The 26,999-nt window shown below is 40.4% G+C and carries 36 protein-coding genes and 1 pseudogene; 33 read left to right on the plus strand and 4 right to left on the minus strand.

Going from position 1 to position 26,999, the window contains the following annotated elements; genetic code table 11:
- Window positions 1-164 precede the first annotated feature (164 nt).
- The 21 genes from F608_RS34030 (at window position 165) to F608_RS0130080 (ending at window position 11,907) form a co-directional block, all read left to right on the plus strand.
- Window positions 165-482 (plus strand): DUF2958 domain-containing protein, encoded by a 318-nt coding sequence (locus tag F608_RS34030; protein ID WP_022669457.1) that lies wholly within the window; start codon window positions 165-167, stop codon window positions 480-482.
- Between the two features lie 29 nt (window positions 483-511).
- Complete coding sequence (locus F608_RS0129980) at window positions 512-904, plus strand: hypothetical protein (protein ID WP_022669458.1); 393 nt, start codon at window positions 512-514, stop codon at window positions 902-904.
- Window positions 905-1,033: 129 nt separating this feature from the next.
- Window positions 1,034-1,837 (plus strand): DUF932 domain-containing protein, encoded by an 804-nt coding sequence (locus tag F608_RS0129985; protein ID WP_022669459.1) that lies wholly within the window; start codon window positions 1,034-1,036, stop codon window positions 1,835-1,837.
- A 74-nt stretch (window positions 1,838-1,911) separates the two neighbouring features.
- The gene (locus tag F608_RS0129990; RefSeq protein WP_022669460.1) at window positions 1,912-2,124 is read left to right on the plus strand and encodes a hypothetical protein; all 213 of its coding nucleotides are present in this window, start codon (window positions 1,912-1,914) and stop codon (window positions 2,122-2,124) included.
- Between the two features lie 24 nt (window positions 2,125-2,148).
- Entirely contained in the window at window positions 2,149-2,367 is a 219-nt protein-coding gene (locus F608_RS0129995) for a hypothetical protein (RefSeq protein ID WP_022669461.1), read from the plus strand.
- Window positions 2,357-2,992: a Fic/DOC family protein gene (locus F608_RS34035; protein WP_022669462.1), complete on the plus strand. Its 636-nt coding sequence runs from the start codon at window positions 2,357-2,359 to the stop codon at window positions 2,990-2,992. The genes F608_RS0129995 and F608_RS34035 overlap by 11 nt, the downstream gene beginning before the upstream one ends.
- A gap of 2 nt (window positions 2,993-2,994) precedes the next feature.
- A complete protein-coding gene (locus F608_RS0130005; RefSeq protein ID WP_022669463.1) occupies window positions 2,995-3,480 on the plus strand; it encodes a thermonuclease family protein in 486 nt (161 codons plus the stop codon).
- Between the two features lie 16 nt (window positions 3,481-3,496).
- Window positions 3,497-3,970, plus strand: a complete 474-nt coding sequence (locus tag F608_RS0130010) for a hypothetical protein (protein ID WP_022669464.1) — start codon at window positions 3,497-3,499, stop codon at window positions 3,968-3,970.
- A gap of 361 nt (window positions 3,971-4,331) precedes the next feature.
- Window positions 4,332-5,693 (plus strand): AAA family ATPase, encoded by a 1,362-nt coding sequence (locus tag F608_RS0130015; RefSeq protein WP_022669465.1) that lies wholly within the window; start codon window positions 4,332-4,334, stop codon window positions 5,691-5,693.
- Between the two features lie 12 nt (window positions 5,694-5,705).
- A complete protein-coding gene (locus F608_RS0130020; protein WP_022669466.1) occupies window positions 5,706-6,668 on the plus strand; it encodes a DUF4435 domain-containing protein in 963 nt (320 codons plus the stop codon).
- Between the two features lie 285 nt (window positions 6,669-6,953).
- A complete protein-coding gene (locus F608_RS0130025; RefSeq protein ID WP_022669467.1) occupies window positions 6,954-7,463 on the plus strand; it encodes a hypothetical protein in 510 nt (169 codons plus the stop codon).
- Window positions 7,464-7,770: 307 nt separating this feature from the next.
- On the plus strand, window positions 7,771-8,322 hold the full coding sequence (locus tag F608_RS0130030) for a recombinase family protein (RefSeq protein WP_022669468.1): 552 nt from the start codon (window positions 7,771-7,773) through the stop codon (window positions 8,320-8,322).
- A 110-nt stretch (window positions 8,323-8,432) separates the two neighbouring features.
- The gene (vapB, locus tag F608_RS0130035) at window positions 8,433-8,666 is read left to right on the plus strand and encodes a type II toxin-antitoxin system antitoxin VapB (protein ID WP_022669469.1); all 234 of its coding nucleotides are present in this window, start codon (window positions 8,433-8,435) and stop codon (window positions 8,664-8,666) included.
- The gene (gene vapC / locus F608_RS0130040) at window positions 8,659-9,063 is read left to right on the plus strand and encodes a type II toxin-antitoxin system tRNA(fMet)-specific endonuclease VapC (protein WP_022669470.1); all 405 of its coding nucleotides are present in this window, start codon (window positions 8,659-8,661) and stop codon (window positions 9,061-9,063) included. Before vapB ends, vapC begins: the two co-directional genes overlap by 8 nt.
- Window positions 9,064-9,205: 142 nt before the next feature.
- The gene (locus tag F608_RS0130045) at window positions 9,206-9,364 is read left to right on the plus strand and encodes a hypothetical protein (RefSeq protein ID WP_153307650.1); all 159 of its coding nucleotides are present in this window, start codon (window positions 9,206-9,208) and stop codon (window positions 9,362-9,364) included.
- A 64-nt stretch (window positions 9,365-9,428) separates the two neighbouring features.
- Window positions 9,429-9,614 carry a hypothetical protein gene (locus F608_RS0130050; protein WP_022669472.1) on the plus strand — a complete coding sequence of 62 codons (186 nt, stop codon included), beginning with the start codon at window positions 9,429-9,431 and terminating at the stop codon, window positions 9,612-9,614.
- Between the two features lie 68 nt (window positions 9,615-9,682).
- Window positions 9,683-9,940: a hypothetical protein gene (locus tag F608_RS0130055; RefSeq protein ID WP_022669473.1), complete on the plus strand. Its 258-nt coding sequence runs from the start codon at window positions 9,683-9,685 to the stop codon at window positions 9,938-9,940.
- 10 nt (window positions 9,941-9,950) lie between these two features.
- Window positions 9,951-10,364, plus strand: a complete 414-nt coding sequence (locus F608_RS0130060; RefSeq protein WP_022669474.1) for a hypothetical protein — start codon at window positions 9,951-9,953, stop codon at window positions 10,362-10,364.
- A gap of 309 nt (window positions 10,365-10,673) precedes the next feature.
- Window positions 10,674-11,168 carry a hypothetical protein gene (locus tag F608_RS0130070; protein WP_022669476.1) on the plus strand — a complete coding sequence of 165 codons (495 nt, stop codon included), beginning with the start codon at window positions 10,674-10,676 and terminating at the stop codon, window positions 11,166-11,168.
- A 10-nt stretch (window positions 11,169-11,178) separates the two neighbouring features.
- Window positions 11,179-11,406, plus strand: coding sequence for a hypothetical protein (locus F608_RS0130075; protein WP_022669477.1), 228 nt, complete (start codon window positions 11,179-11,181; stop codon window positions 11,404-11,406).
- A 21-nt stretch (window positions 11,407-11,427) separates the two neighbouring features.
- A complete protein-coding gene (locus F608_RS0130080; protein ID WP_022669478.1) occupies window positions 11,428-11,907 on the plus strand; it encodes a hypothetical protein in 480 nt (159 codons plus the stop codon).
- 92 nt (window positions 11,908-11,999) lie between these two features.
- On the opposite strand, the gene F608_RS0130085 is transcribed toward F608_RS0130080, so the two are convergent.
- Window positions 12,000-12,338 (minus strand): hypothetical protein, encoded by a 339-nt coding sequence (locus F608_RS0130085; RefSeq protein ID WP_022669480.1) that lies wholly within the window; start codon window positions 12,336-12,338, stop codon window positions 12,000-12,002.
- A 580-nt stretch (window positions 12,339-12,918) separates the two neighbouring features.
- On the opposite strand from F608_RS0130085, the gene F608_RS0130095 reads away from it, so the two are divergent.
- The 6 genes from F608_RS0130095 to F608_RS0130135 all read left to right on the plus strand — a co-directional run bounded on the left by F608_RS0130095 (window position 12,919) and on the right by F608_RS0130135 (window position 17,761).
- The gene (locus F608_RS0130095; RefSeq protein WP_022669482.1) at window positions 12,919-13,443 is read left to right on the plus strand and encodes a MobC domain-containing protein; all 525 of its coding nucleotides are present in this window, start codon (window positions 12,919-12,921) and stop codon (window positions 13,441-13,443) included.
- A gap of 3 nt (window positions 13,444-13,446) precedes the next feature.
- The gene (locus tag F608_RS0130100; protein ID WP_022669483.1) at window positions 13,447-15,096 is read left to right on the plus strand and encodes a relaxase/mobilization nuclease domain-containing protein; all 1,650 of its coding nucleotides are present in this window, start codon (window positions 13,447-13,449) and stop codon (window positions 15,094-15,096) included.
- Window positions 15,097-16,078: 982 nt separating this feature from the next.
- Window positions 16,079-16,606 (plus strand): JAB domain-containing protein, encoded by a 528-nt coding sequence (locus F608_RS34040; RefSeq protein ID WP_022669485.1) that lies wholly within the window; start codon window positions 16,079-16,081, stop codon window positions 16,604-16,606.
- 54 nt (window positions 16,607-16,660) lie between these two features.
- A complete protein-coding gene (locus tag F608_RS0130125) occupies window positions 16,661-16,930 on the plus strand; it encodes a hypothetical protein (protein ID WP_022669486.1) in 270 nt (89 codons plus the stop codon).
- Window positions 16,931-16,942: 12 nt separating this feature from the next.
- Entirely contained in the window at window positions 16,943-17,215 is a 273-nt protein-coding gene (locus tag F608_RS0130130) for a hypothetical protein (RefSeq protein WP_022669487.1), read from the plus strand.
- 246 nt (window positions 17,216-17,461) lie between these two features.
- Window positions 17,462-17,761 carry a hypothetical protein gene (locus F608_RS0130135; protein ID WP_022669488.1) on the plus strand — a complete coding sequence of 100 codons (300 nt, stop codon included), beginning with the start codon at window positions 17,462-17,464 and terminating at the stop codon, window positions 17,759-17,761.
- Between the two features lie 175 nt (window positions 17,762-17,936).
- Here the strand turns inward: F608_RS0130135 and F608_RS34045 are convergent, their stop codons facing one another.
- Window positions 17,937-18,638 carry a DNA adenine methylase gene (locus F608_RS34045; RefSeq protein WP_022669489.1) on the minus strand — a complete coding sequence of 234 codons (702 nt, stop codon included), beginning with the start codon at window positions 18,636-18,638 and terminating at the stop codon, window positions 17,937-17,939.
- Here F608_RS34045 and F608_RS0130145 point away from each other — a divergent pair, their 5' ends adjacent.
- From F608_RS0130145 to F608_RS0130165, 4 genes are all read left to right on the plus strand, one after another.
- The gene (locus F608_RS0130145) at window positions 18,639-18,944 is read left to right on the plus strand and encodes a hypothetical protein (RefSeq protein WP_022669490.1); all 306 of its coding nucleotides are present in this window, start codon (window positions 18,639-18,641) and stop codon (window positions 18,942-18,944) included.
- A 12-nt stretch (window positions 18,945-18,956) separates the two neighbouring features.
- Window positions 18,957-19,733 carry a DNA cytosine methyltransferase gene (locus F608_RS36020; protein WP_084681332.1) on the plus strand — a complete coding sequence of 259 codons (777 nt, stop codon included), beginning with the start codon at window positions 18,957-18,959 and terminating at the stop codon, window positions 19,731-19,733.
- An 842-nt stretch (window positions 19,734-20,575) separates the two neighbouring features.
- Window positions 20,576-21,589: a hypothetical protein gene (locus F608_RS0130160; protein WP_022663689.1), complete on the plus strand. Its 1,014-nt coding sequence runs from the start codon at window positions 20,576-20,578 to the stop codon at window positions 21,587-21,589.
- Window positions 21,590-21,592: 3 nt separating this feature from the next.
- Window positions 21,593-22,189: a GTP pyrophosphokinase gene (locus F608_RS0130165; protein ID WP_022663690.1), complete on the plus strand. Its 597-nt coding sequence runs from the start codon at window positions 21,593-21,595 to the stop codon at window positions 22,187-22,189.
- A gap of 416 nt (window positions 22,190-22,605) precedes the next feature.
- On the opposite strand, the pseudogene F608_RS34255 reads toward F608_RS0130165, so the two are convergent.
- A pseudogene (locus tag F608_RS34255) lies at window positions 22,606-22,984 on the minus strand (ACT domain-containing protein).
- Window positions 22,985-23,390: 406 nt separating this feature from the next.
- Window positions 23,391-24,278, minus strand: coding sequence for a DMT family transporter (locus F608_RS0130175; RefSeq protein ID WP_022663691.1), 888 nt, complete (start codon window positions 24,276-24,278; stop codon window positions 23,391-23,393).
- Window positions 24,279-24,878: 600 nt separating this feature from the next.
- Here F608_RS0130175 and F608_RS0130180 point away from each other — a divergent pair.
- Both F608_RS0130180 and F608_RS0130185 read left to right on the plus strand, forming a co-directional pair.
- Window positions 24,879-26,285 carry an aminotransferase-like domain-containing protein gene (locus tag F608_RS0130180; protein ID WP_022663692.1) on the plus strand — a complete coding sequence of 469 codons (1,407 nt, stop codon included), beginning with the start codon at window positions 24,879-24,881 and terminating at the stop codon, window positions 26,283-26,285.
- A 40-nt stretch (window positions 26,286-26,325) separates the two neighbouring features.
- Window positions 26,326-26,805 carry a GNAT family N-acetyltransferase gene (locus F608_RS0130185; protein ID WP_022663693.1) on the plus strand — a complete coding sequence of 160 codons (480 nt, stop codon included), beginning with the start codon at window positions 26,326-26,328 and terminating at the stop codon, window positions 26,803-26,805.
- Window positions 26,806-26,999 lie beyond the last annotated feature (194 nt).

The raw sequence follows: 26,999 nt of genomic DNA on the forward strand, positions 1-26,999 counted from the left end.
GCATTCCCGTCGCTTTGAAAGATAGGCGGGTTCAGGGGTTAATTAAAATTTAAACTGATAAAGGGCTTTTTTCTCAGGTTTTAGAAACCTGAATAAATAGATTTTTAACCGCCCTGGGTAGAGGGCATAAACGAACCACCTTTAGTAAGGGAAAGGATATTAAAATGATGATTACCAACGAACACTTAAAAGGGATTCCCGGACTTTACCAAGCCGAAGGAGTCAAGGCCAAAGATAAAATTATTTATCTTCATATGTGTCTTGGGGCTTGCCATTGGTACGCTGCCGAATATGACCCTAAAGCCCGCATATTTTACGGGTTCGCCGTTTTTAATGACGATTTTATAAACGCTCAATGGGGTTTTTTTTCGCTTAACGAATTGCGGGGATTGCGGCTGCGGAAATATCTTGAAGTCGAAGTAAACCCGAATTTTGAGCCCAGGCCAGCCGGGGAAATCGAAACCATAAAGGATTTAATTTAACTAAAGAGCAGGGCAGGGGGGGCGATATTATGGAGCGAATTTTACCAGAAAAATTATGGTTTTGCGGTCCTTGTGGCGACAATGAATATACATTGAATAGTCTTAAATGGCTTAAATACTCGATCAGGATTCTTGAAACTTCAAATGATTGGAGAAAAATAAAAAAGGTTTTAGGTGAACTTTCATATATTCTAAACAGCCATTTAATTGATTGCTATAAATTCCATCCATCTATTAAATACCAGGACTATAAAGCGTATATCCTGCCTTTAATTAAAGATCTTTATAATCGAATGATAAGCCCCCCTGATTATAAATGGGATGGGTTATTTAAAATCGAGATCCGGAAACCCGGACGGCCCCGGAAAAAGAGAGCGTATAAAAAACCTTGGATTAAGAACACTTGTCAGGTAGATTTTTAATAATCATAAAAAAATATAGTAAAATATAATAAAAAGCTTGCAAAAACCACAAAAACACTATAAACTAATATTAGTTTCTTGGGTAGAAGAAACTAAAATTAATTAATCTTAGTAAGGGAGATTTTTAAAATGGAAGAAATCAAAGAATTATCAAACGAGACTCTTGTCAGCCTGGCCCCCTCTATTGGAGCCACCGCAGCAATTAACGGCGTATCTGAAAGATATAGCTTTGTGCCTACAATTCAGGCAATTAATTATCTCAGGGATTCAAACTGGATTCCGGTTCAAGCTGGCCAGGCCGGGGTAAGGCTTGAGGATCGGAGGGGTTTTCAAAAACACATGATCCGTTTTACCCGTCCGGATCTGCTTGTTAATGGTCATCGTATGGATATGCTTCTTTATAATTCCCATGATAGGGGATGCGCTTTCCAGCTTATCGGCGGGGTTTTTAAATTTGCATGTGCAAATGGCTTGGTGATCGGCGATAGGATGGCCGAATATTCCCACCGGCACGTAGGATTTACACCGGAAAAATTTATTGAGTCTGCCGCCATGGTTGGAAAACATATTGAAAAGGTGGCCGGGGTTGTTGATGATTGGCAAACGATCCAGCTTGAAGAAATTGAAAAAGATTATTTTGCCCAGGCCGCACATAAGTTAATTTATGATGAGCCGGAAAAATCTCCAATTCGCTCAACACAGCTTTTGAATACCCGCAGGACGGAAGATAGGAATAAATCCGACTTGTGGACCACGTTTAACACGATTCAGGAGAACACAATTAAGGGTGGACTCCGGGGTAGATCCCCCAAGGGCCGCAGGGCAAAAACCCGTCCGGTTAAATCCATTGACCGGAATAAAAAAATAAATAAAGTTCTTTGGGAACTCACCCAAAAAATGGCAGAATTAAAAGGCGTTAGAGCCGCCGCATAAATGTAACCGGCCCCCCTGGTGAACCAGGGGGGCTTTTAAAAAGGATTTGATTATGAAAATTAAGGAAAATTCAAATGTCAGTTAACCAGGCCCCGAGAAAAATGGTTCAAATTACAAAGGCGGATTCTTTGAAAATTATTGCCGAATACCAAAATAAATTTGGAAAGGCCACGGCAGCGGGAACGGTTAGCCAGATTTTAAAAGAATATTCCGAAATGGAAAAAGAGCTTTCTCGGCTGAAAGACTTTATCCGGGAAATTCAAAGAAAAGCAGTATCTTTACTTTAAACCGCCTTTAAAAAGGAAAAGCCAATGAATACAGCCGCAAAAAAAACACAAAACCCATTACTGGACCCTAAAGTGGTTGGGGATCGTTTAAAGGCTTTGAGAAATGGTTTTGCCTCTAATGCCATAGAGGGCAATCCTTTAACTGAAAAAGAAAAGATTTTTTTGGAGGGTTTGGTTAGGAAGGGTTTGACCGACGATCAAATGATAATAGAAATCAAAAGGGTTTTGAAAATTGAGTCTTAAAAAAACGGCCACCCCGCACCTGATTCCCGGGACGGACATCCTTAAAAACAAACCGGGGTTTACCAACCAGGCCCGGCTTGATCAGTTTGAAAGGATGGCAGCAAGTTCCCGTATGACAACGATTCCAGAGGGTGATTTTTCCAGTGAACACCTGAAAAAGATTCATAAACATCTTTTTAGTGATGTCTATGAATGGGCCGGACAGTTTAGGGATGTTCCTATTGAAAAAGGAACCACCGTTTTTTGCCGTCCGGAGTTTGTTGACCAGGAGGCAAACAAACTAACAAAGGCCGTTGATATGTCCAAATTAAAAAATTTGAACCATAAAGCCTTTGTTGGAGAATTGTCGCATATCGTTGGGGAGCTTAACGTGGTTCATCCTTTCCTTGAGGGGAACGGGCGAACTCTCCGGGCCTATGCTGAAAAAATATGCAAAACAGCCGGGTATAACCTTGATATAACCAAGTTGCAGGGCGAAGAGTGGAATAATGCTTTTATCCGGGCTTATTCTCAAGACAATAAAGGGATAGAGGCTATTTTGCAAAAAAGGGTAACACCAACAGCGGTTAAGCGTTTACAACTCAACCGGGGCCAAAATGAAAATACAAGGGGGCCGATAAGGTAATTATGGTTAAATTAAAATTAACGGTCGTTTTCTTTATTCTTTTTCTTCCTGTTCAGTGTTTTTCGTGGATCGGGGCCGTTTATAATATTACTGATGGAGATACAATCAAGGTGCTAAGAAACGGCCAGATTGTAAAGATAAGACTATACGGCATAGACACCCCGGAAAAAACACAGGCCCAGGGGATGGCCGCAAAGATTTTTCTTCAAAAAATTATCAAGCCTGGGGTTAAGGTATCAATTGAATCAATAAATACTGACCACTATGGGCGGACCGTCGGGATTGTTGAGGTCCAGGCCACGGGTTTAAATATCAATCAAACCCTTGTAAAAAATGGTTATGCTTGGGTTTATATCCGATATTGCAAAAAAGCTTTTTGCCGGATCTGGAAAGACCTTGAAAATAAAGCCCGGGGCCTGAAAATAGGATTATGGATCGATTCAGATCCGGTTCCGCCCTGGGAGTATCGCAGATTGAAACACAATTAAAGGAATTGTATCTGATATGAATAATAGATTTGATAAAGACACTTTAAAAATAAGAACTATTTCACAAAAATTAATCTGGATGCTTTCAAGTGAAATGCCTATCGACCAAGAATATAGAAAACGTGTTTTTTCATCAATAAACTGGCTGAGTGCCATTGTTTGTGATGATTGGCCCCGTCCGGGTTTTAAAGAAATATACGAAGAAATCAATGATTATGCCATACACCAGGTTGTCCAGGTTAGGCAGAAAGACCAGATAATAGAACTTTGGCAAGAGTTTTGCCAAGAAGTAGCTGCCCAGGTGGACAAACCTGTTTATTTTGGCGATAACCCGGTCTTAAAAGTTGACAGAATAGAGTCGTTTATGAATTGGCGATATACCGGGGAATCTCATGGTTTTATAGCTGGAAAAATAAGATTTTGGGCCGGTTTAAAAAATTTATTTCGTGGGGTTTCCATGTATCGGTTCTATGAACCGGAACAAAATTAGCTGACTGAAATTAAATCTAAATTGTGAGGATGGCCCGGGCCAGATCCCGGCCAGGCTAATAAGGATAATAATATATAAACCTGATTTTTAGGATTGGCTTGCAATGGGATCGAAAATCAGGTTACTCTCCAATAAACTTGATTATCGTTTTTTGATCAGCCTGTCTGGATTGGTTGGATAACATTCAAATTTTCAAGTTATCTAGCTAAAAATTGGATAATAAACAGATATACAGAACCACACATTATATATATTGTTGGGGTAAGAATAAATTTGGCTATAAATTTGATCAATTCATGTCAAAACAAATTTGAATATATTTGCTGTACGGCTTAATTCCATATTGGTTAGGGAGGCAATAATGAGCGGAATAACCTTGTTCGAAATAACTAAATTACATGGATATAAAGATTTTAAACTGCATTTAAAAGATAGTACGTTAATCCTCGTTGGAGAAAATGGGACTGGAAAAACAACGGTATTAAGATTGCTTTATTATTTGCTTTCAGGCCAATGGGGAGCACTTGCAAAGTTTAAATTTGAGCAATTATCCATAACTATTAACAATGAAAGACATGTGTTGTCTTATTCGTATTTAGAACAAAAAATAAGAGGTCTCGATAAAAAAGTATTGAGAAGAGTACCTATTCATATACGCCAACGTTTTTTGGAACTGCTTGAACAGAGTGAAGGAAATATATTATTGCCTGATTTGGAACTACTGTGTGACCGATTTGATATACCTGTTCATTTCATAATGCAAGAACTAGATTTATTTACCCGTCCTCAAGGTAAACATGCAGAAAAGCTAAAAGCTGTTCTTGAAAATGTTAACAAATCACTGAATGCTCAACTGTTATATCTCCCAACTTACCGTCGAATCGAACAAGAATTAAATTTAATTTTTAAAGGGATTGATGATGAGGAATTGCTTCACAGGCATAAATATATGGCACCCAGGAAAAGGCATGACACATATGTCGAGTTAGTTGAATTCGGCATGAAAGACGTTGTTCGAGCCATCAGAAGCACTCTTGAGCAACTCAAGGAGTTTGCGAGAGAAAACCTCAACAATTTAACATTGGGCTATCTTGGGGATGTGGTTGATCAGAAATATGCTGAAGTCAGCGTAGATCAGATCCAAAAATCCTCAGATGAAACTATTGAAAACGTTCTGAATAGAATTCATGCATCTATTCTTTCTACAACAAGCAAACAGCATCTGTCACAGACGATACAAAAGGTTAAAAATGGAGAAAATTTAGACGAACATGCAAAGGTAATTTGCCACTATTTTATTAAACTTCTTGCATTTCAAGAAGAACTTCAAAAAAACGAAGATTCTATTAGTAAGTTTTGCGATGTATGCAATGAATATATGGTCGACAAAACTTTCATATATGACAGTTCGTCATTCTCGTTCAACATTAAAGCTGATTGTCCTGATGGGAACCAAAGAGACGTTGAGCTTAAGCAGTTATCATCCGGAGAAAAACAAATTGTCTCTTTGTTTAGTCATCTCTACTTATCGGGTGGGGCAAAATATTTCGTCCTCATTGATGAGCCAGAGCTATCTTTATCTGTTACCTGGCAACGTAGATTTTTAACAGACATAAGAAATGGTGGTTTTTGTTCAGGTATTGTGGCTGTGACCCATTCTCCATTTATTTATGACAATGAGCTAAAGTCTTATGCGCATGGCCTTGGCGAATTCTGCGTTTGAGAGGTTCTGAACATGAGTATGATAGAAGTGCATTCCCAAGCACTTGATAGTATCTCAGGTATTTATCATGAGTTTCTTGGGCGGTTTAATCAAACATCAAAAAAAGTTTATGGCATTGTCGAGGGGAAAGAAGATTTGTCCTTCTACCATGGCTTCATTGAGCAAGTTATTCCCGATGGTTGGCAAATTGAATTGTGGCATGCTGGTAACAAAGACAAAGTTTTAGACCTTCATTCAACTTTTGACTGGAGTCGTTTCTCGAAGAATCAAGTTGTGTTCTTTATCGACCGTGACTTTTCGACTATTTTGGGAGAGGAACTCCCAAAAGAATCAAATATTTTTATAACTGAAGGATATTCAATTGAAAATTACGTTGTTAACCGAAATACTTGCGATAGGCTGCTGTGTGAAATATTTAACCTTTCGGTGGTTCCAAAAACAGAAAAAGACCACATACTTGATTTGTTTGACGAACAGTTGAATATATTCGTAACAGACCTTATTCCTGTTATGGCTTGGATATTAGTTTGGAAGAGGTCTGGAGAAAAACCTTGTTTGAATGACATATTTATGAAGCATATTTTTTCATTCAATGATGAACAAATCACATTAAATCAACACCCAAAAGAAAAAGAAAATATACAGGACTACATTCACTCACAGTGTAACATAAAGTTAGATAACAATATTGACATCTCGCAAACTGAAGAAGAAATACGAGGTCAGGGAAACATTTTGATGCTGACAAGAGGGAAATACCTCCTGTGGTTTCTCGTCGAATTTGCTGCAGCAATCCATACAAGTATTGGTAAATTTTCGGCCGAAATCAAAGCACCACCTAAGATTCACGTTACTGTCAGCCAAGCTAACGCTAATGTCTTAGTAGCCCCAAGAGCAAGGATACCTGAAGCGCTAAGATCATTTTTAAAAAATACTCTTTGCGTCCATACTAAACAATATCATAGTGCAGCTTAACATTAGTTCTATCCAAAACTGGATAACCCCAACAAATAAAATACAGCGGGCGTAAAAAGCCGTGCCGCTGATTTAACCGTTAAAATTACATTTTATACATTATTATCCACCTTTTGATAGATCTTAACAGGCACCCACCAAATTCAGGTTAATAGAATAAACACTTTAATATAGTGCGGGGAGCTTTAGTCTCTTTAAAATCGTTGGTTTTAGCTAACAGCCATGGAAACTATTCTTTCTATTGTTTCAAAAATTTTAATCCTAATTGTAAGGGATATTACCATTATGTTTATAGATATTTTAACTGTAATAATTTTATTCCTTACGTTTCTATCGGTTCTCGCTTATACCTTCATTGCTAAAAAGCAAACAGACGAACTTATTAAACAGCGTAAGTTATCAGTTATGCCATCGTTATTATTCACAGCAAGTCAATTCACTGCAATAGCTGATGAAGAAACAGGTGTATATCTTAAGAACATTGGGAAAGGATCGGCGATGAACATTACAATTGAAAATTTCTACCATCCTGAATGCGGGGATTTATATTATGAGTTTCAACCTGTTGATTTGATCCATTCAGGTGAAACGGTCAATGTTGAGTATAAACACTGGAAAAAACATGAAGAACGGTTAGATAGAGGACTCATGCTGTGGATGTTTGATAAAAATCATAACTCACAATTTATAGCTGAAATCAAAATTAATTTCATGGATATCGAAGGAAATAAATACCAACAGACAAACCGGGTCGGTAAAGGTAAATATCATCATGGCCCGGCAAAATCTGTCTGAATAAAAGAATATAAGCTGTTCGCAACAAAATGTCTCTAGTCTGTTGCATTTGCAAACAAGGTTTGTTTCATTCCGGGTAATAGCATAACCAAAAATCAGGCCTCTTGCCGTTTCCCTGCTCTTTTTTTCGGCCGAAAAATGCACCAAATCTTAAAGATTCGTTTCAGTGTCAATAAAGGTATACGTTTTCAGACAGTTATCAACAATCCAAAAAGAGTGTCTAAAAAGCTTTGATTTATAATAGATTGACATTTTGTCAATACCATTCTAAGACCTTTTTTAACATTAATAGCATTGAAAGGTTTTTATGGCTGAGATTGGATATATAAGAGTGTCCACAGTGGGGCAAAATGACGACCGGCAATTAAGCGGCCAAGCCCTGGATAAAATTTTTAAAGATCAAGTCTCCGGAAAGGCGATCAACCGGCCAGGGCTTGAACAGTGTATAGATTATATTCGGGAAGGTGACACCCTCCATGTTCATTCGATGGATCGATTGGCTCGGAATCTTAAAGACCTTCAAACCATCGTCGATGATCTAACCGGCCAGGGCGTGGCCGTTAAATTTTACAAAGAAAATCTTGTTTTCGATAACAAAGCCAATGCAATGAGCAAATTACTTTTGCAAGTCATGGGTGCCTTTGCTGAATTTGAACGGTCTTTGATCAAAGAGCGTCAACAAGAAGGAATTGCCGCCGCCAAAAAAAATGGTAAGCACCTGGGGCGTGCTCCTGCTCTTGATGATGGACAAAAGGACAAGGTTAAAGAAATGAAAAAGGACAGAATACCGGTCAAACAAATTGCTGATCATTTTGGTGTGAGCCGACAAACTATTTATAAGGCATTGAACAATACGTGAAAATGGTCATGAATGCCTGGAAAAATATTTGATAAACATCTTGATATATACCAAGGAATAAATTATATTATGGTATATAAAATGATATATATCAAAAAAGGGGGGGGGTTATGGAAACAGCTAAGATTTTTTTAAACGGAAGAAGCCAGGCGGTCAGATTGCCTAAAGAGTTTCGATTTGAAGGCACGGAGGTTTTTATCAAAAAAGAGGGTGACAATGTGATCCTTTCACCTAAACCGGATTCATGGAATGATTTTTTTCTGTCTGGTGAAAAGGCGGACCCTGATTTTATGACGGACCGGCAGGACACGCCACCGCAGGAAAGGCATATTTTTGATGACTAAATATATGCTTGATACGGACATTTGCAGCTACATTATGCGGGAAAAGCCCTTACAGGTATTAGAACGGTTTAACACCCTTGAAATGGATCAATTTTGTCTGTCTATTATCAGTTACGCAGAATTTCTTTATGGTATCCAAAGGGCGGCTAATCCATCAAAGCACCAGGGCCTTGTTGATCAATTTATCGTGCATGTTGATATCCTTTTATGGGACCGGGTTGCTGCCGAGCATTACAGCCAGATCCGGGCGGAATTGGAAGGGCAGGGAATGACCATCGGTAACATGGATATGATGATAGCCGCCCATGCCAGAAGCCAGGGCATGATCCTGGTCACAAATAATGAAAAGCATTTTAAGAGAGTTTCCAATTTACTTATTGAAAACTGGACTAAATAGGGAGCGGGAATGAAAATAGGATTAAATAAATTACTGTATGATGATGCTGATCCCCGGTGTATGTGTATCGTAAATGTGGCTTGCGGTCAGGTTTATGGTGTCGGTACGTGCTGCCGGCATCGCAATATATAGAGGTTTTAACATGGCTCAATCGGCAGCAGAGAGAAAACGGAAAGAGCGAGAGCGTAAGGCCGAGCTTGGCCTTGTTCGCCGTGATGTTTGGGCTCACCCGGGCGACTGGCCGGAGATCCGAACACTTGAGGAAAAACTTAAAAAAAAGCGTGAAAAAGCAAATAAATAACTTGACCTGTGACCGGTCACGGTGCTATGAAGAGATATCATTAATCAGAGTCAAGGAGTTAGAAATGAAAAAGATCAAGAAAAGAATTGAAACCCCAAGAGTGTCTTTTACCGCCCATACTGAGTTTGAAAGCAAAGAAGAAGCAAACGAACACGGTTGGGGTGCCCACTTCCAACATAATGGATATGTAATCCTTACTAAAGAGAATAGGGTTGGGGCTATTATCGCTGCGGAAAATTGCAATTGGTAATGTGAAAACTTTGATACTGCCGTCCTGGGGAACTTCCCCAGGACGAACCAAAATAAAGGATACACGGCATGAAGCCCGATAAGGTTGAGGTTAAAAAAGATTCGGTATCGTTTACAGCCAGAGTTAGCAGTCGTGGGATTTCGTGTAACTTTGAAGATGTAGAAATAGGGCAAATGTTTGAAAATAGGACAGGCGATATTATAGCCACCAAAACGGGAAATAACACAGCTTTTATTTATACCAGTTTAAGAACCCGGAGGATAAAACCTTATCTGCCGGTTACTCTTATTGCTCACATTAAGTTTGAATATACTGAACCAAAATAAAGGAAAGTTTATGTCTGAGCCAGCTAAAGAGGAAACGGAATGTCCTAAATGCCGAGCGCGGAATGATCGAGACTTTAAATGGGATGTATTCAAGCATATTGATTCTATTCGTGAAGGCCGCACAAATTTTTTTTTAGTTGCAGAAGCAATGATGATTACAGCATATATGGCTTTAAATCCAAGTGAAGATTTTTTAAGGGTCACTATTGGGATATTAGGCTTAATATATACAGGGGCGTGGTTTTTTATCTCACTCAGACAGAGCAATAGATTGGATTACATTGGAAAAGAAGAGCTTTTAAATAGTAGCTTTCTTCTTGGAGTCGTAAAAGCCGGAAAAAGCATACCAGGGAAACATATTATGAATTATGTTTTGCCAGTCTCGACCTTTGTTTTTTGGATAGTGCTTTTATTCAAGGCTTAAATATCAATTTTGAAACGGAATAGGAGAGTATACAGATGGCAAAATATTACGAGGCCCAGGTTCAATGGCAGGATGGTAGTTCCACCCAAGCACGTTGCGTCGGAAACAATGCTGCTTGGGTCTGTCAATGTGGGGAAGTCCTTTTAGGTCCTCATGAGTCCATGTATTCAATTGATCCCTGCCCAGGTTGTCAGAAAGCTTTTCGAATAGTCCGTGGTAGCAAGCCGCAGTATGTTGATAGGGTCGAGGAATATAAGTCAACCGTCATTGAATGATACAAAATAGGGGAGATAGGCCCCGGGAGAAGATATGGAAAAAGCCAAATTAAAAGCTGATAAATGGAATAAAACATTTTGGCCCGGTGTGCCGATCCTAATAAAAAAATCTGAAAAAGAAGGTGTTGTAAAAACAACTACACTGACCCAGGCTTACACTCTTGAATCTTCTGATTTGGAATTTTACCCATATATTGACTGTGAAGGCTTTGGGCAGTGTGATTTAGATAGGGTTGAAGTGGATCATACTCTTGATTGTTCGCCCTGGCTAAAATCTCAGAATCCCAATGGACCAAAAGGTTCAGACAGAGTTTTTGATAAATGGTTTATGTTCACCATTGGGATTATCTTGGCTCTTTTTTCAGTAGTCTTAGGTTTTGCCGCTTTTTTCTTTCCCGGTCATGAATTTGACGGAAAAGACATTCCCCCTGTGATTGCATCCGGGGGGGCGGCAATCTTTATTATTTATTCCGAATTAAATCGAAAGAATAACCGCCCTGGGGGATCTGCCCAGGATGAAACAAAATAGGGGAGTGGGCATGAAAGCTTTTCTAAAGCTTATCGGTATCCTGACCGTTGCTTTCGGTGGGGCTGCTCTTTATGTAAAAATGGCAATTTTTACCTCTGGCTTCCTTATAAAGAAGATTGGAGTACAAGTAGACTTCCATTTTTTTGTTCATGGAGTTGTTATTTTGATATTCATTTTTTTGTTTTTTGCAATCAGTTTTTATCTGATCAAAATTAAACCACGCAACTCGACCGATTAAAATAGAGTAGGAGAGATTATTATGGAATTTCTGTTTGTTTTAATGATAACCCTTTGGGTTTGTATTATTTACGGGGCTTATTTGACGTGTAAAACGCTGATGCTATTAATGGAGTATGAACGGCAAAAATTGAATTTTCGAAAACCGAAAAGCCGAATAGGATATCGAACGGGTTTGACTGGACTAATAGCCTCTTTTTTTTATGTGTTGCCTCCTTTTTTCTTGCCAGGTCCGGCCAAAGATAACCAATGGTTGATTATAGGATTTGTTTTTTTAGGAACGATTATTTTTACGGTCGAGGCTTTTAGAGTTACAAAATTTGAAGAAATGGACTATGGGGATTGCAGCGATCCCGCTGCCGGTCCCTTTCCGGCTCCATATTCATTCGGTTCCAGGGCGATGCCCTGGAACTTCCCTCCAGTGACTTCCCTTCGGCTAACCCTTACGCCGTCCCGCCGTCTGTGTTCCGGTCTATGGACCGGGAAATATTCAATTTTTTAGAGATCTGACGTAGCCTTGCCGCCCATGGCGGTCAGCTCCCCGGGAGATCCCGGGGGAGAGCTGACACCACCAGGGCCGACGATGACGGCCATCTAACAGTAAATTCTTTGTATTCCTTTAAACTTAACTACCAGGGGTTTTAAATCCTTTACAGCCCTGGGAATAAAATTTTTATTCCAGTGAATTTCCGTTACTTTTGAAAGTTCTTCCAGTTCCGGAAGAGTAAAATAACCCCATCGGGCATTTTTAAAGTCATTCCGGAAAACCATCATTCCATAAAAATTTTGCCAGGCCGGATTATACTCGCAGATAAACCAATCTGCTTGAAATGAGAATAAATGAAGCTGGATCAGTCTATTTTTGAATGGTGTTTCTTCATTCGTAAACAAATCCGGGAGATCGGCCAGGGTGTCAGCAGAGAATTCAATCATAATTTTATCCTTTCATCTTGGGTTAAATCAAAAACCTGTTTCTTCAGGTTTCTAAAACCTGAAAAAAAAGCCCTTTATTAGTTTAAATTTTGATTTCCCCCTGCCTGAACCCATCTAAAAAACAAATTGAAAGAGAAAGGGACAGCAATAGAAAAACCCTGAAAAGGGCGGGAATATTTTTTTATCTCCGATCAAAAAATATTTTTTTCTGTTGTGGCCCTGGAACGTCAATTATTATGGATGGGCCGAAGGCAGAATTTATTAAAACGACCAAATCTCTCTTTTCCCGGGAACCCGTGGAAAATACCGTGGTTTAAGGCTGTTCCAGTTTGAAAATGGAGTGTTCCGGCTTTAGAATGGAGTGTTCCAGTTGATTTTTAAAGTGTTCCAAGCTAATAAAAAGGTTGTTCCAAAGCGCACCAAATCAGCCGCCGGAAGGCGGAAAGGCCTTTATTTATAAGGGTTTCAAGCCAATTTAAAAGAATGGTAGCCGGTTATGACCGGCCCTCCTTTCCAAAAGGAGGTCAAAAATAGCCTACTAACCCACCTGATCAGAATAACAAGGAAGGGTTAATGTCTATTGGCAGGATACGCAAATTGTAAACAATTTGCCAAGTCCTGCTTTTTCTGGTACAATCCGCACCATAAAAAGACCGGGGCAGAGCCCCCCCTTAAAAGGGAACCCCCAAGAGCATTTTCCCTAAAGGGTCCCATGCTGGAAGGATCAAATATGCAGGATAAATACACCAAACCGAGAGCCGTTAGGTTAGGCCGACTTGATAACGCGGTGGAAATTTTTATGAAAGAATCCAGAATGAAATTTCCTGACCTTATCAAAAGGGCTATAGCTGCATATTTGAAGGATAACCGCCCCAAAAATCAATTCCCTATAAAAGAAGTTATAGCCGAATTGAAAAAACAACGGGCGGATCTGGCCCGGGTGGGGGGCAATCTGAATCAGATTGCTATGTATTTTAATACTACGGGTATTGTTCATGAAAAAGACCTTGCCGAATGCCATCATGAACTTAAACAACAGTTTGACATCATGATAGATGCATACCGGAAAATTGAAGACATGGTTATGGGTGCCCAGGAGATATAAATCATGGTCGAATCTCGAATATATGAAGATGATTTTAACGGCCCGACATCCAGGGGCGGCGGAAAGGCTAGGTCAATTGGCCGTCCGTTTTGGTCCGGATTAAATTCCGGATTAAAAACGGGCCTTGGGGGTCGATTTGCGAACCCTGATTATATCCCGGCTTTGTATTCTGCTAAATCTGAGGCAGTGGTCAAAGTGATCAGCTACAGCCGGGGCCACCGGGTAAAGATCGCCTTGGACTATATCAGTCGGATTGATACGGAGAAAAAGCCGGATGTTGAATGCGAGGACGAATTTGCCCAAACTGTCAAAGGAGAAAAAGCGGTTTTAAAAGTTTATGACCGCTGGAGACAAGACTTTGACAGGGCCAAACCCGGCTTATCCCGAAAAAAGCGGGATGCAGCCCATATCATGCTTTCTAGTGATTGTAAAAACACGGAAGAGAATGCGGCTAAAGTCTTGGCCGCTGCCCGGGAAGCCATTGAAAAAGAGATAGGTGAAAAAGGGTTTGAATATGTGGCGGCTCTGCATAAGGATTCAGGAAATCCGCATGTCCATTTTGTCATCAAATGCCATAATAAATTCAAAGGCCAGCCCAAACTAAGGCTTAATCCGCCTGAAATCTTCCAGATCCGAACCCGGTTTGCTCAAAAAATGACGGAATTGGGACTTGATCATGTTGCCACGCTCCGGAAGGACCGGCCAAATATCATCGCCATGGTCAACCAGGGCGTTGATCAACTCCAGAAAAATGAAAGGCAGTTTCAACGGGCCATGAGAAGGGCGGCACCGACTCAGGACGCTTTTTTATATCGTAAAAATGCGTCTAAACTGATTGTCAGGCTCCGGGACCAAGTAAAAAAGAACACTGAGCCCGAAACCAAGAAAAGACGGGAGCTTTTAGCGGCCTTGCGTTCTATGGAAAGACAGATTACCAAGAACCGCCCGGGCGCTGAAAAGGAAATTGCAGCCACATTCAGAAAATACGGTCAGGAATTCGGGCAATTCCGGAAGGCCGTTACCCAGGCCGAAGAATTGCCCCAGGAGAGCAAAAAGAGACAGCAGATAGACACAATTATAAAGAAGAATCGAAAAGCCTTTGAATCTAAACTTGATATCGCCCGGCAATTTATCAAGGAATCCACGGCACCAGAGCAGACAAAACAAGATTCTCTTTATATCTTGGCACAGTATGAAAAAGATATGAAACTGGCTCATGACAAAGGGCGGGTTTCTTCTGAAAACAAGGCTTTCATACAAGAAGCCGCTAAGAGTTCCAGGTTGGGAGAATTCGGCTATAATATCGGCCTGAAAGATCGCTATTCATCATTAAATGATACCGTAAAGTCTGCCTTGGCCGTTAAAAAGCTGAACCCGGAAACAGCCGTGGAAAAACTAAAGAAAAAGAGAGCTTTGGAAAGCCTTTCCACGCAGCTAGCACAACAGGTTTCCGCAGCCAGGGCAGATATGAAAAAAATTGATCTTGGCCCGGAGAAGAAAAACCAGGCCTTGGCGGATCTCCGCCAGCTTGAAAAGCGTGTTTTTGCTCAATACCCAACCAGGAAAAGGCCCCAGGTAAGGCCAAGGGGTAAGGCGGGAAAAGCCGTTTGGGAAGCCAGACTAAAAGCTAATCAAAAACCAAAAACACGATAAATGAAAGATTCGGAGGGATGAAATGAGAATCGGGTATGATATGGCAATAAAAAAACTTGTTGAACAACATAAAGAGATGACCGCAGCCGGAGCAGATAAACGTTAAAAAGCAGCAGCCCCGGGAGAATACCAAGGGCCGCAGACGGTAAAAATGCGAAGGGTACGAAGCTGCCGACCTCGTACCCTTGCATAAAAGCTGATTCGGTCCCCTATGGACCAGAATCATTATATCCCAAAAAAGGGCCTTTACCATTCAAAATGTTGGTAAGGGCCTTTTTTTATGGGGAATCGGAGAAATCGGCCTCCATATTTTCCGTTTAAAAGCGTTTCGGATCTGTCCGAATAGTACGCCCTGCCCTAAAAACGGCCTTTTCAGCCCTTTTAGTTTCTTTCATTTTCCCGGCTGCACCGCCAAATCCCGCAGCAGCCTTCTTGCCCATGAGGGCCTGGCCCCCAGCTGATACCGCCAGAAATGGCGATGATATGTTTTTACTCCTGGAGATTGCAGCGATCCCGCTGCCGGTCCCTTTCCGGCTCCATGTTCATTCGGTCCCAGGGGCAAAGCCCTGGAACTTCCCTCCAGTGACTTCCCTTCGGCTAACCCTTACGCCGTCCCGCCGTATTTGTTCCGGACTAAGGCCCGGATCTGAGGAAGGAAACCGGAATACTGCCCCGGTTTCTACTAAAATCACCCCTGAAAAACCCGCAATTTAACGCTTTGGTCATTCGCCCTTGCAACAGCAAAAAAATATTTTTGGGGATCCTGCAAAGCCGGATTCCAAAAAATATTTCCCGCCCTTCATAAAATCAGGGTTTTGTCTGTTGCCGGGCATTCCCGTCGCTTTGAAAGATAGGCGGGTTCAGGGGTTAATTAAAATTTAAACTGATAAAGGGCTTTTTTCTCAGGTTTTAGAAACCTGAATAAATAGATTTTTAACCGCCCTGGGTAGAGGGCAGCAATCGAGCAAGGGAGATTCAAATCATGCAAAAAACTATGAATTTATTCGCAAGCACCAGGAACACAAGACAAGTAAGCTTTAAAGAAGCGTTATTGTCCGGCGAGTTGGCCGGTATGGTCAATGAATCCGTCAGGGGGGAGGAAATCAGTTCACCTGAAACCCTTTATAATATCTTAAAGCCTTTAATGGCACAGCACCCAACCACTGAAAAATTCTATTGTCTTTTTTTGAATGCAAAAAATGAAATCCTGTCAATTGATATTTTGTTTTCAGGGACTATAAGCGGATGTTCTGTTTATCCAAGAGAAATTATCAAGGCCTGTCTTGATAAAGGGGCAGCGGCTTTGATTGTGGCACATAATCACCCATCTGGAGATATAAACCCGTCTAAATGTGACAAAGAGATCACTAAAAAAATCATGGCCGCTTGTTATGTGATGGGAATTCAATTTCATGAGCATGTGATTTGTGGAGCCGGGGCGTTTTGTTCAATGGCTGCAAAGGGCATGGTTCCCCAACTAAAGACCGAAATCAAAGACCTTCTTTCTTAATAAATTTTATCAAAGCCCTGGTCACACCGGCCAGGGCCGAAAGGATAGATATAAATGAAAGTATCTTTTGAAGCATACGCCACCCGCCCAATTTTTAACGGAGAAACGTTTCTCCGTGGGCAGTTTTGTAATTACCAGGATTTTAAAAAGGCCACCAAAGACATTTTGAACGCTGTAAAATTAGCTGCGATCCTTGACCTCAAGGAACATTGCACCATTGAAATTGAGGACGAAGACGAGTTCACCATTATTTTTAATATTCTTTCAGAGGATGAGGACCAGAACAGTTATCAAGTAGGATCTGGCCGGATCTATCAAGGGTAAGGAGCAGACATTATGCAATACTGGATTTATTTAAAAAAGAAACCGTATGCCCCGGATTATGATTATTCTTGCTTTCAGGAAAGCTTTTTGCCAGGTATCCGGGTTCCTGCCCGGGTTGAACCAATGTTAAAAGCGGCCTGGGTAGATGAAAATTATCCGGAATGGTGTAGTCATTGCGAAATGGATGATAAAAGTCATCCCATTGCTATGGACGGTTCAAAATATTGCACAATGCTTTTTCATGATGCGATTAAGCCTTCCTGGTCATTAAATGAGATTGTCTAAAAAAGTATTAAATTTTAGTATCATTTTGCCAACCAAGCTTGACTTATTGATCAAATCGAATAAAATAATACTAAACCGGCAACGATCTTTTTAATTTTCCCGGCCTTGGGTAGAAGGCCAAAATAACCTTTAAAGCAAGGATGTTTGAAAATTCAAACATAAAAGGTTAAAAGAAATATCAAAATAGGTTCTCTTTCACGGGAACCTGTTTTGATATTTTAATTTCTGCCCATGGAAAGGGAAACAATGAAAGTTGTCCATGTTCTAAAGAGAGAGACATTAGAAAGAATTGTCGCTCTTAAAGACAGATTAAAAATAAATACGGGTGCCGGTGTTGTTGATTATGTTGTGAAAAATTTTTTATCCAATATCGAAAAGTTGGAAACCATGGAAAAAATCAGCGGCCCTAGGCAAAAACTAGTTAAAGAAAACGAAAGCTTGAGACAGCAACTAGCCGAATTGAAAAAAATTATGCTAGAAAAAAGACGGATTGAAGCAGAATTCAACAAACTTTGTGACAAAATCGAAAAAACCCCACCAGAGTAAATTTTGAAAAAATTTTCGACGGGCTCCGCCCGTACTGAAAAAAGGCCGGGAAACCGGCCTTTTACTTTTCCACCTTCCCGGGAATAGGGAAGGTTTTCCCAATCTACCTTATTCGCCGAATAAGGTAGATTTTTTTTCAAAAAATCATCAAGCTGATTGACCGCCTATCGGCGGTTTATAAAAGGAAGGAGTTTTTTTCAAAAACTCCACTTTTTTCTAATTGTGCCATTATCGCTTGCTTTTCAAGCATGGGCAAAGATTCAAATCGGTTTACCCACCGGGAAGCTTTCTTTTTAATTCGTTCCCGTTCTCGATAATCCTTGCCTATGTACTGCGGATCATGGAGGAACAAGGGTTTTTCAAAATTGAACCAAAGATATTCGGTTGCAGGAATACCGCCACTAGTTTGGGCCTGAAATGTCTGGACATTCCAGGAGGATAATTTTTCAGAATAGAGCTTTGAAAAATATCCGGAAATAATGACTTTACAGGGCAAGGTTACGATACAATCCAATAGGTCTATATGTTGCTCCCGGGTATATTCGTATCGATAAATCCGGCCTGTTTTTCGGGTTTCTTTCAGATAAGGAGGATCGCAATAGACTAGCTCCTTTCCGGTAAAGCTAAACCCGTCCAAAAACTTGACGGCATCCCCCTGGATGATCTTTGTTTTTTCAGGCGTTGAGTTGATCCACTTCTGAACAAGCAGGGGATCAATGTCAATGCCATAATTTTGAACAGCAAGGCGTTTTTTCCTTAGGATCGCCCCTTCTCCCAAATGGGTTTCAATATATGTTTCATGCGGGGGCATGATGTTGATAATCGTCTGATAGACTCCAAAGCCTGCTTTGCCCCCTGGGTATCTTCGCTTTTTCATGTGGCCATTATCGCCATTTTCGGCGGTAATGGCAAGCTATTTCTGGCCAGCACCACCAAAAATGGTGGTGACTGCCGGAACCCTGGGGCCCCACCATTAAAAATGGTGGTAACAGGTTTTTATAAATCCGTCACATTTTTTGCCGCCGGCGGGTCACATTTCCTTGTTCCGGATAGTCACATTTATGTTGCCGGTCGCGTCACACAAATTGCGATCGATGCGTCACAATTTACTCCTGAGCTCAGTCACGTTTTATTGCCCAGGACAGTCACGTTTTTTGTCCTGGACAAGTCACAGTTCGTTTGATATTCTTCCGGTATGAAGAACAAATTACTTTTATCTTTATTCCCCGGTATTGATCTCTTGGGGATGGGCTTTGAAGAAAACGGCTTTTGCGTTGTTCGCTCCCCCGACTTGATAACCGGTGGAGATATTCGAAACTTCACCCCTCCCGGATCTGTATTTGCTGGTGTGTTTGGCGGTTCACCTTGTCAAGATTTTTGCGCTTTAAACCGAAACCCTACGGGTTACGGCGATGAAATGTTAAAAGAGTATTGCCGAATAGTGACAGCTTCACAGCCTAAATGGTTCTTATTTGAAAACGTGGCGAACTTCCCAACTTTTAAACTTGAGGGATACACACAACAACGATTTGATCTGGATTTGTCGTGGTTCACGGAGTTCTCAAGAAACCGACATTTTATCTTTGGGTCTTTATCTGGACGGTTGCTTGACCCGATAAAAGGTACAAGAAAATCTGTTCTTGGGGGCGCAGTTCTTGGGAATGACCCAAGATCATTCCGGGCGTGTTGTGATATTCAAGGTTTGCCATCTGATTTTGATATCCCTTTTTTCTCCCTTTCAGGGAAAAAACAGGCAATCGCAAATGGGGTTCCCCTTCCTTTAAGCCGGTATCTGGCAAAGCTCATTTTACGGGATTATTACAGGGAAAAAGTTGGTTTCCCTGATCATCAAGCCAAAAGTCTTAACCGTTGTTTGTGCGGTTGTGGCCGGATCGTCTATGGCCGGGCCAAATATCATGGCCCAAGTTGTAGAAAACGAGCGCAAAGGCAGAGAGAAAAATCTAAAACCTAATTTGGTGATAATAGGTCACTCTGGAATAAATCGGAGAAATCGGCCTCCATATTTTCCGTTTAAAAGCGTTTCGGATCTGTCCGAATAGTACGCCCTGCCCTAAAAACGGCCTTTTCAGCCCTTTTTGTTCATTTCATTTCTTCGGCTGCACCGCCAGATCCCGCAGCAGCCTTCTCGCCCATGGGGGCCTATCCCCCAGCTGATACCGCCAGAAATAGCGATAATATGTTTTTACTCCTGGGGATTGCAGCGATCCCGCTGCCGGTCCCTTTCCGGCTCCATATTCATTCGGTCCCAAGGCAAAGCCCTGGGACTTCTCTCCAGTGACTTCCCTTCGGCTAACCCATACGTGTAGCAGCCCGATTTCATAATCGACCTGGCCTGATTTGATGGGAAACATCGGCCAGGAATAAACCGTTTCTACAGTTCAACTCCGGCCCGGTTTATTCGTTACTGGGCCACAGTTAAATGGTACTGGCCAGAATTATTTGATACTGGGCCGGGTTTAATCGTTATTACAAAATCAACTCCCGACCTTGCCAACAGAGGTAACTGGCAGAAGTATCAAACGCCACTTCTACAAAGACTATGGGAGTTCGATTATAGACACATTGAACGCTTCGCTTTTATTCTACTCTCTGACGTCGAAACCCATTCATCTTTTTTGTCGCAATTAATACGATTATTATATAAAATATCCTCATAAATAATTATATATATTTTCAAATAGTTACTTCCTTGACATGTGCTTATAGGTCATATATTTATTCTCAACAAAAATACATATAGAAAATTTGTCGTATTGTTCCAAATAATTGAAACTTTTAGTAAAGGAAATCAAAATGGAAATCGACAAGATATTTAGTTTTTTAACCTACCCTGGAAAAAACGCTGAAGAACAACCGGAAATAGGTGGTGTTGAGATCCCTAAAAAAGGAAAGATTTTTAAAATGTTAAATGACATTTTTAAAAATTCTGAGGTTGACTGCAAGATTCCCATTATTTTCACATCAGAAAATGATGATCAGAAAAATGACGTGAAAGATGAAATTTTAGCTCTCATGGAAAGTGGGTCAATTGATGACGGGCTTATTTTGGCAAACCGTTTGCAATCGGTTACAACTAAAACATCTGGAATGGGACTGCTTTTCTTTACAATTGGATACAACGATAAAAATTCGAAAATGATTATATCAAGATTTCCTGCCGATGAAGGGATCGTTGCTGAAAAAAAATCAGAGGCTCTGAAAGTCGAATTTGTTGAGCAAGTTTTTTTAAAGAATGCATATTCTTATAAATCAGTACTATATCAATGCAATATAGAATCTCCTAACTTGTGGAAAGGGTTAGCGGTAGACAAACAAGCGTTACCAGGTGGCAAAGAAATTGCCGGTTACTGGATCAGCTCATTCCTAAAGTCTGATTTTCAAACCACACCACGACAAGGGACTAAAAGGCTTGCTCTTGCATTACGAGACGCAATAAAAAAAAGTAATGACCCATCTATAAAACATGAAATAACATCATCGGTAAAATTGGCAACAAATATAACCAATAAGGCAATGGCCATCTCAGAATTCTGTAAGTTATTTCATTTATCACCTGAAGCTACAAAAGCTGTGTCTCAGAATGTGAATCCGACCAGACTACTTGAAGATAAATTTGTTTTTGATAAAGAAGAATTTCAAAAGTATTTACCTTATAAAATGATTGAATTAAGTAACGGAGCAATATTAACAGCTGAATCCGCTGAATTTGATAACTGTTTTAAGTCAGAGAAACGAAACAATAGCCCAGAGATAAAATTCACGACTGTTGGATCTATTGTTGATGAGAAATTCAAAAGGACAAAATAATTAATGGACCTTAAAGACAAATACTTGCTACGCTATACGAAATATTTGAAGTCTATTTCCAAAAGGATATCAAAGAAATTGTCTAACGAGTTAGAAGCCTTCCAAAGAATAGACAGGATAATTGCAAGACCTAAATCTCTTGATAGATTTATTATAAAAGCACAAAAAGAAGAGAATGGGTCCCCTAAATATTCAGATCCTTTGAATCAAATTCAAGATCAGATAGGAGCACGAATAATTGTTTTTTATTTAGAAGATGTCGAGGTGGTTGCTTCTGAGATAGAAGCATATTACCGATCAATTGAGAAAAGACAACTGATCCCTGAATCGGAGAATGAATTTGGGTATGTCGGAAAACACTATGTATTGATGATTCCTGAAGATGTTGTAGATGATGAAATGGATCGCACACAATTGCCAGAATTTTTCGAACTTCAAATTAAAACCCTCTTTCAACATGCATGGAGCGAAGCAAATCATGATTTAGGCTACAAACAAGATCAGCCGTTAACATCACATCAAAAAAGAAAACTTGCCTTTACCGCAGCTCAAGCTTGGGGCGCGGATCTTATATTTTCAGAATTGCACTCTAATTTATGAAATCGTGGGACACCTTACCTATTCATCAAAAAAAGGGAGGGAAATCGACGTTTAACCCTTAGAGCGGGGTTAGAGTATTATTAAATGGTGAGGACTTCGTAATTACCAGTGTGGATTCCCAAAGCCCCAAAATAGTGTGGACTATCCCTGTCAGCCTTGTCGCAAGAAAACCCTACCCCCACCACTCAATGCTTATGCTATTGAATGCCGCTTTCAATTAGGCTTGGGCGACCGATAATAGACACATTGTGGGTATTATGATTCCTCAAAATTTCAACGTTGGAGTTCAGGGGGCCACCGACCGCAGGAAGGGAACAAGGTTCCACTAAATTTTGTTGAGAGCAATACTTTTGAAAATTGCCACAGAATATAGAAAAAGCTGCCCCTTGTGGTCCACTGCAATGATTTATTCGGTTTCAAGTTTGAAAAGCATACTCAGCTTTTTGTAATGCCATTTTTGCCGCTTGAAGTTTGTCTGATTTTACCAATATATAGTCAGTATCAAATGTTGATATTGCAAAAATACTGATTTTTTTTGGCCAGTACAGCAGAAATATCTGCCAAGATTCCAGTTAAAGAAAAATCCAGAGGCCCAAGAACTTTGATGCAGGACCAATCGTCTTCTGAACTATCTGAATTCAAAAGCACAGACGAAGAACAGACGATTGATAATTCATCATCGGTTTTACTGATACTGTAAAATTTGCCTTCGAAGACTTGATTTGGAATTTCAATATTTGGCGAAAGCCGATGGATTGTGAAAAGGCATTCAAGAACGCATAAGTTTAATTTCATTTCTCTATCTTACTGTTTAATTATGTGACTGAAACCGAACATTAATTATGTTGCTGCACGTTTTTAGACGGATTGGCCCAAAATCTGCTTTTTTTGCATCGCTGGGTCAAAAACCCGCATTTGTCAGTAAAACGCTTTACCAGACTGCTTTCACGTAAATCCCAGACTTGTCGGGCAAGCCACAATTTATTGTTATTTTAATGGATATATTGCAACCCTATAATTTACAAGAAAAATATCAGGCCTTGTGAGAAATACCAAGGTCCACAATCATGGTCTCATTCATCTCAGCGTTTGATTCCTGAATCAAATCTGGCCCAAGATGTTGTGGTTTGAAATTTTACAGCAAAGCGATGGATAATAGACTTAGGGCTCACCAGGTTGTGTCCTAAAATTTTACCAATTTTTATTTCTGATTGACAAAATAAATACCAGTACCCACAAGCACAAGAGCACAAAGGAGAAAAGAAGTTATTGGCTCTCCGAGAAGAAATGCTCCTGCCATAACCCCGAAAAGAGGAGTTAGAAAAGTGAACGGCGCAATGCGAGAGACTGGATATTTTCGGATGAGCCAGAACCAGACAACATAAGTAATAAAAGCGATCCATATGATTTGGTAAATAAGACATGCTATAGCAACATAGTTCAAGACTAAAATCCCTCCTTCTTCCAAGAATACGGAGGTCGTCAACAGGATGGGAGCCGACACCAATAATTGGTAAAGCAGGACCTTGCTGGGAGAAACGTTGGTTAGGGGACTGGCCTTGATGAGCACTGTGCCTGCCCCCCATGCTACTGCTGCACCCAGAAGCATTATATCCCCAATTAACATTTCCTGGGTCGGCAAGTTTAATGATTCATGAAACGCTACAATGATGCCGCTAAATGCCATTATCAACCCCAAAATCTGAATTCGAGTCAAACTTTCTGTTTTTAAAAAAAGCTGAGCGCCTAATGCCACTACAAAGGGAGCAGTATTTAATAAAATTACAGCCCTGGAGGCGTTTGTAAATTCAAGGCCCCAAAATAATAAGATAAATTGAACTGAGAAAAAAAATCCTGCTAATATGCCCCACCAAATAGTACCATCCTTTTCAAACACAGACTTTCCCCGGAAGAACATCCAAAGCAGCACTATAAAAGCAGAACATGTGGAACGGATACCTGCTTGGAGCACCGGTGGTATCACGGCGATACATATCTTTATAGCTACCTGATTCAATCCCCATGAGACACAAAGGATTACAAGTAGAATAACCCCCTTAATGTCGACATATACTTTATCCTGCTTCATCGCCTTAATCCCCATATTTATTGTTTTTTGACCATATGAATCTATTGAACAAAACTAATTTACATTTGACGGAATTGATCGAAGGTGAAATAATTTAGAACGCGATGTGGAACTCTCAATACCCTTGTTTGAGTTCTCGATATTCGGACACTTGAAACGGTAAATGCTTGAATGCAGATTTTAATGTGAGATTGAATGACCAAAGATTCTCCTTGAGTCAAGCATTTTTCACGGCCCCCAGCCCAAGTGGTCCAAACAATGCCGGAAATACATGAAATATTGACTTCTCCCGCACAAATGTTGAAGACCTGATTCTTAGCCAATTGAAAAGATTGTTCCGGACTTAATTTCATCAGTTTTGATCTCATGAATCCCCCATTTTGATTACGTTTTTGACGATAATTTAGGGAATTCAACAGGATAAAATAAGCAGCAAATGACAAAAATATTTAAGGCACAGCAGTCCTTTTCTGTCATCTGTACCCAAAAATCAAACCCAAACTGTGTCTTTTTAAATTGAGGAAATTGAATTAAAATATATCGAATAAGGTAACAATAGTTATCAGATTTTGGCCAAAAGTAATTTGTAGGATGATAACCATGCGGACTCCACGATACGAGCAAATAGCAGAAAAAATTGTAACCTTGATTCATAGCGGAGCTTTAAAAGAAGGTGATAAAATTCCTTCCATCAGACAACTAAGCCATGAACTGTCTGTCGGCGTGAACACCGTTAAAGAGGCTTATTGGCGCCTGGAAGACCGGAATTACATTACTGTCGTACCCCAATCGGGTTATTACGTCAAAAATCGTTTTAACGAACGAGTAGAACCATCCGAGCAAGACTTAAAGCAGTTGGATCCCAAAAAGGTTACGTTCTGCCGTGTTTACAGTATGTTTCGAGACAATGCGTTCGATAAAAACGGGATCAGCCTTGCCCTTTCCGGCGTTGCTCCCGACTTATGGCCCAAAAAACGTTTTGGCCGTTATCTGATGGACGCTGCAAGTGACAATGATCTCTTGGCCGCAGAATACCTCCTGCCACCTGGTTACACATTACTCAGACAACAAATTGCAAGATTGGGTTTGTCAGCAGGACTGACACTCTCTCCAGATGACATTATAGTCACCAATGGTTGCCAGGAGGCCATTTTTCTGGCGTTGATGGCATTATGCAAACCAGGGGATACCATCGTTTTGGAGAGCCCCACGTACTTTAACCTGCTTCAACTGTTGCAGGCGCTGAATTTGAAAGTGATTGAAATTCCCAGCTCTCCAGAAGAAGGTATCTCTTTGGACACGCTTAAATTTGTAATTGAAAATCACCCGGTAAAAGTTGTTTTTTCCATACCTAATTTTAATAATCCGAGAGGTTTTGTCATGCCGTCCTGGAAGAAAAAGGAGATGGCCTGGCTCCTGGAGCAGAGCAAAATTCCCCTGATAGAAGATGATATTTATGGTGATCTTTATTTTCACCGGCGGCCGGATGCTTGCAAAAGTCATGATGAAACAGGAAACGTGCTTTACTGCTCATCCTTTTCCAAAACCATCGCCCCTGGTTTGCGTATTGGATGGATCGCACCAGGCAAATTTTATGAGTCAGTAATAGAAATGAAGATGCTGTTGAACATCTCGACCGCATCTGTTAACCAAATTGCGGTTGCCTGTTTTTTAGCCAAGGGTGGGTACGAAAGACATTTACGTAAGGTCAAGGGGAAATTAATAGAAAACGTTCAATCCATGCGGAATGAAATATTACTTCATTTTCCAGACTCAACCCGGGTCTCCAATCCTTCCGGTGGATCATTTTTATGGGTGGAATTACCTGAACCTATTGATACTGAACAGATTTATCAGGACGCATTGGCTGAAAATATCCTCTTTTCCCCTGGTCATTTATTTTCGCTACAAAATAAATTTACAAACTGCATGAGACTAAGCGCCAGTACATGGAACTTAAAAGTAGCCGATACAATCCAAATCCTTGGCAGGCTTTGTAAACGTTAATTGGCGGTTTTTATTTTTTCCACACATGTAAGGCTGAAATATGGATAAATACCTAATTCGAAATACGTTACCAACTGACCACCAGCGAGTCATATCTGTTATGCCAGATTGGTGGGATGGTCGTGATCTACGATCTATGCTTCCTAAAGTATTTTTTGTTCATTTTTGTTCCAATTCATTTGTTGTTGAAGCATCGGATCAATTAATTGGTTTTCTTGTGGGCTTTATGTCACAAACAGATGAAAATGTCGGTTATATACATTTTGCAGGTGTTCATCCACAATTCAGAAAAGAAGGAATTGGACGAAAACTATATAATCAGTTTTTTAAGCAGTGTGAATTGAAAAACAGAACAATTATTAGAGCATGCACGTCGCCCGTTAACAAGCTTTCGATTACCTTTCATCAACGTATGGGATTTATAATTGAAGCTGGGGATGGTGAAATAGACGGGATACCGGTTACTTCGAATTACCTGGAAATCAATAACCCGAAAGTTTTATTCAGGCGTGAGATATAAAGACCAATCACTGGACGGGACCGCGGGAAGCCTAACTGCTTTTTCAAACTCTTTGGCACGGCCCGTCAGTTTAAACGTTAAAAAGTAAATTTTATACAATAAACTGTTGCCTCGGTAGCCCCTCAAAAAACAGTAGATTTTGACAACTTTTCTATTGATCAATTGAGTAATTCCAGGGCGTTGACTGATGGTAT

The organism is Desulfospira joergensenii DSM 10085, assembly GCF_000420085.1.
Lineage (GTDB): Bacteria > Desulfobacterota > Desulfobacteria > Desulfobacterales > Desulfobacteraceae > Desulfospira > Desulfospira joergensenii.

Coding starts and splice junctions, on each gene's coding strand:
- F608_RS0130125 (WP_022669486.1), top strand. CDS start 16,661: ATGAAAGTATCTTTTGAAGCATACGCCACCCGCCCAATTTTTAACGGA.
- F608_RS0130045 (WP_153307650.1), top strand. CDS start 9,206: ATGGCTCAATCGGCAGCAGAGAGAAAACGGAAAGAGCGAGAGCGTAAG.
- F608_RS0130085 (WP_022669480.1), bottom strand. CDS start 12,338: ATGATTGAATTCTCTGCTGACACCCTGGCCGATCTCCCGGATTTGTTT.
- F608_RS34030 (WP_022669457.1), top strand. CDS start 165: ATGATGATTACCAACGAACACTTAAAAGGGATTCCCGGACTTTACCAA.
- F608_RS0130050 (WP_022669472.1), top strand. CDS start 9,429: ATGAAAAAGATCAAGAAAAGAATTGAAACCCCAAGAGTGTCTTTTACC.
- F608_RS0129985 (WP_022669459.1), top strand. CDS start 1,034: ATGGAAGAAATCAAAGAATTATCAAACGAGACTCTTGTCAGCCTGGCC.
- F608_RS0130030 (WP_022669468.1), top strand. CDS start 7,771: ATGGCTGAGATTGGATATATAAGAGTGTCCACAGTGGGGCAAAATGAC.
- F608_RS0130055 (WP_022669473.1), top strand. CDS start 9,683: ATGAAGCCCGATAAGGTTGAGGTTAAAAAAGATTCGGTATCGTTTACA.
- F608_RS0130060 (WP_022669474.1), top strand. CDS start 9,951: ATGTCTGAGCCAGCTAAAGAGGAAACGGAATGTCCTAAATGCCGAGCG.
- F608_RS0130165 (WP_022663690.1), top strand. CDS start 21,593: ATGGACCTTAAAGACAAATACTTGCTACGCTATACGAAATATTTGAAG.
- F608_RS0129995 (WP_022669461.1), top strand. CDS start 2,149: ATGAATACAGCCGCAAAAAAAACACAAAACCCATTACTGGACCCTAAA.
- vapC (WP_022669470.1), top strand. CDS start 8,659: ATGACTAAATATATGCTTGATACGGACATTTGCAGCTACATTATGCGG.
- F608_RS0130175 (WP_022663691.1), bottom strand. CDS start 24,278: ATGAAGCAGGATAAAGTATATGTCGACATTAAGGGGGTTATTCTACTT.
- F608_RS0130010 (WP_022669464.1), top strand. CDS start 3,497: ATGAATAATAGATTTGATAAAGACACTTTAAAAATAAGAACTATTTCA.
- F608_RS0130020 (WP_022669466.1), top strand. CDS start 5,706: ATGAGTATGATAGAAGTGCATTCCCAAGCACTTGATAGTATCTCAGGT.
- F608_RS34040 (WP_022669485.1), top strand. CDS start 16,079: ATGCAAAAAACTATGAATTTATTCGCAAGCACCAGGAACACAAGACAA.
- F608_RS0130160 (WP_022663689.1), top strand. CDS start 20,576: ATGGAAATCGACAAGATATTTAGTTTTTTAACCTACCCTGGAAAAAAC.
- F608_RS0129980 (WP_022669458.1), top strand. CDS start 512: ATGGAGCGAATTTTACCAGAAAAATTATGGTTTTGCGGTCCTTGTGGC.
- F608_RS0129990 (WP_022669460.1), top strand. CDS start 1,912: ATGTCAGTTAACCAGGCCCCGAGAAAAATGGTTCAAATTACAAAGGCG.
- F608_RS36020 (WP_084681332.1), top strand. CDS start 18,957: ATGAAGAACAAATTACTTTTATCTTTATTCCCCGGTATTGATCTCTTG.
- F608_RS0130005 (WP_022669463.1), top strand. CDS start 2,995: ATGGTTAAATTAAAATTAACGGTCGTTTTCTTTATTCTTTTTCTTCCT.
- vapB (WP_022669469.1), top strand. CDS start 8,433: ATGGAAACAGCTAAGATTTTTTTAAACGGAAGAAGCCAGGCGGTCAGA.
- F608_RS0130015 (WP_022669465.1), top strand. CDS start 4,332: ATGAGCGGAATAACCTTGTTCGAAATAACTAAATTACATGGATATAAA.
- F608_RS0130135 (WP_022669488.1), top strand. CDS start 17,462: ATGAAAGTTGTCCATGTTCTAAAGAGAGAGACATTAGAAAGAATTGTC.
- F608_RS0130100 (WP_022669483.1), top strand. CDS start 13,447: ATGGTCGAATCTCGAATATATGAAGATGATTTTAACGGCCCGACATCC.
- F608_RS0130130 (WP_022669487.1), top strand. CDS start 16,943: ATGCAATACTGGATTTATTTAAAAAAGAAACCGTATGCCCCGGATTAT.
- F608_RS0130180 (WP_022663692.1), top strand. CDS start 24,879: ATGCGGACTCCACGATACGAGCAAATAGCAGAAAAAATTGTAACCTTG.
- F608_RS0130185 (WP_022663693.1), top strand. CDS start 26,326: ATGGATAAATACCTAATTCGAAATACGTTACCAACTGACCACCAGCGA.
- F608_RS0130025 (WP_022669467.1), top strand. CDS start 6,954: ATGTTTATAGATATTTTAACTGTAATAATTTTATTCCTTACGTTTCTA.
- F608_RS0130070 (WP_022669476.1), top strand. CDS start 10,674: ATGGAAAAAGCCAAATTAAAAGCTGATAAATGGAATAAAACATTTTGG.
- F608_RS34045 (WP_022669489.1), bottom strand. CDS start 18,638: ATGAAAAAGCGAAGATACCCAGGGGGCAAAGCAGGCTTTGGAGTCTAT.
- F608_RS0130080 (WP_022669478.1), top strand. CDS start 11,428: ATGGAATTTCTGTTTGTTTTAATGATAACCCTTTGGGTTTGTATTATT.
- F608_RS0130075 (WP_022669477.1), top strand. CDS start 11,179: ATGAAAGCTTTTCTAAAGCTTATCGGTATCCTGACCGTTGCTTTCGGT.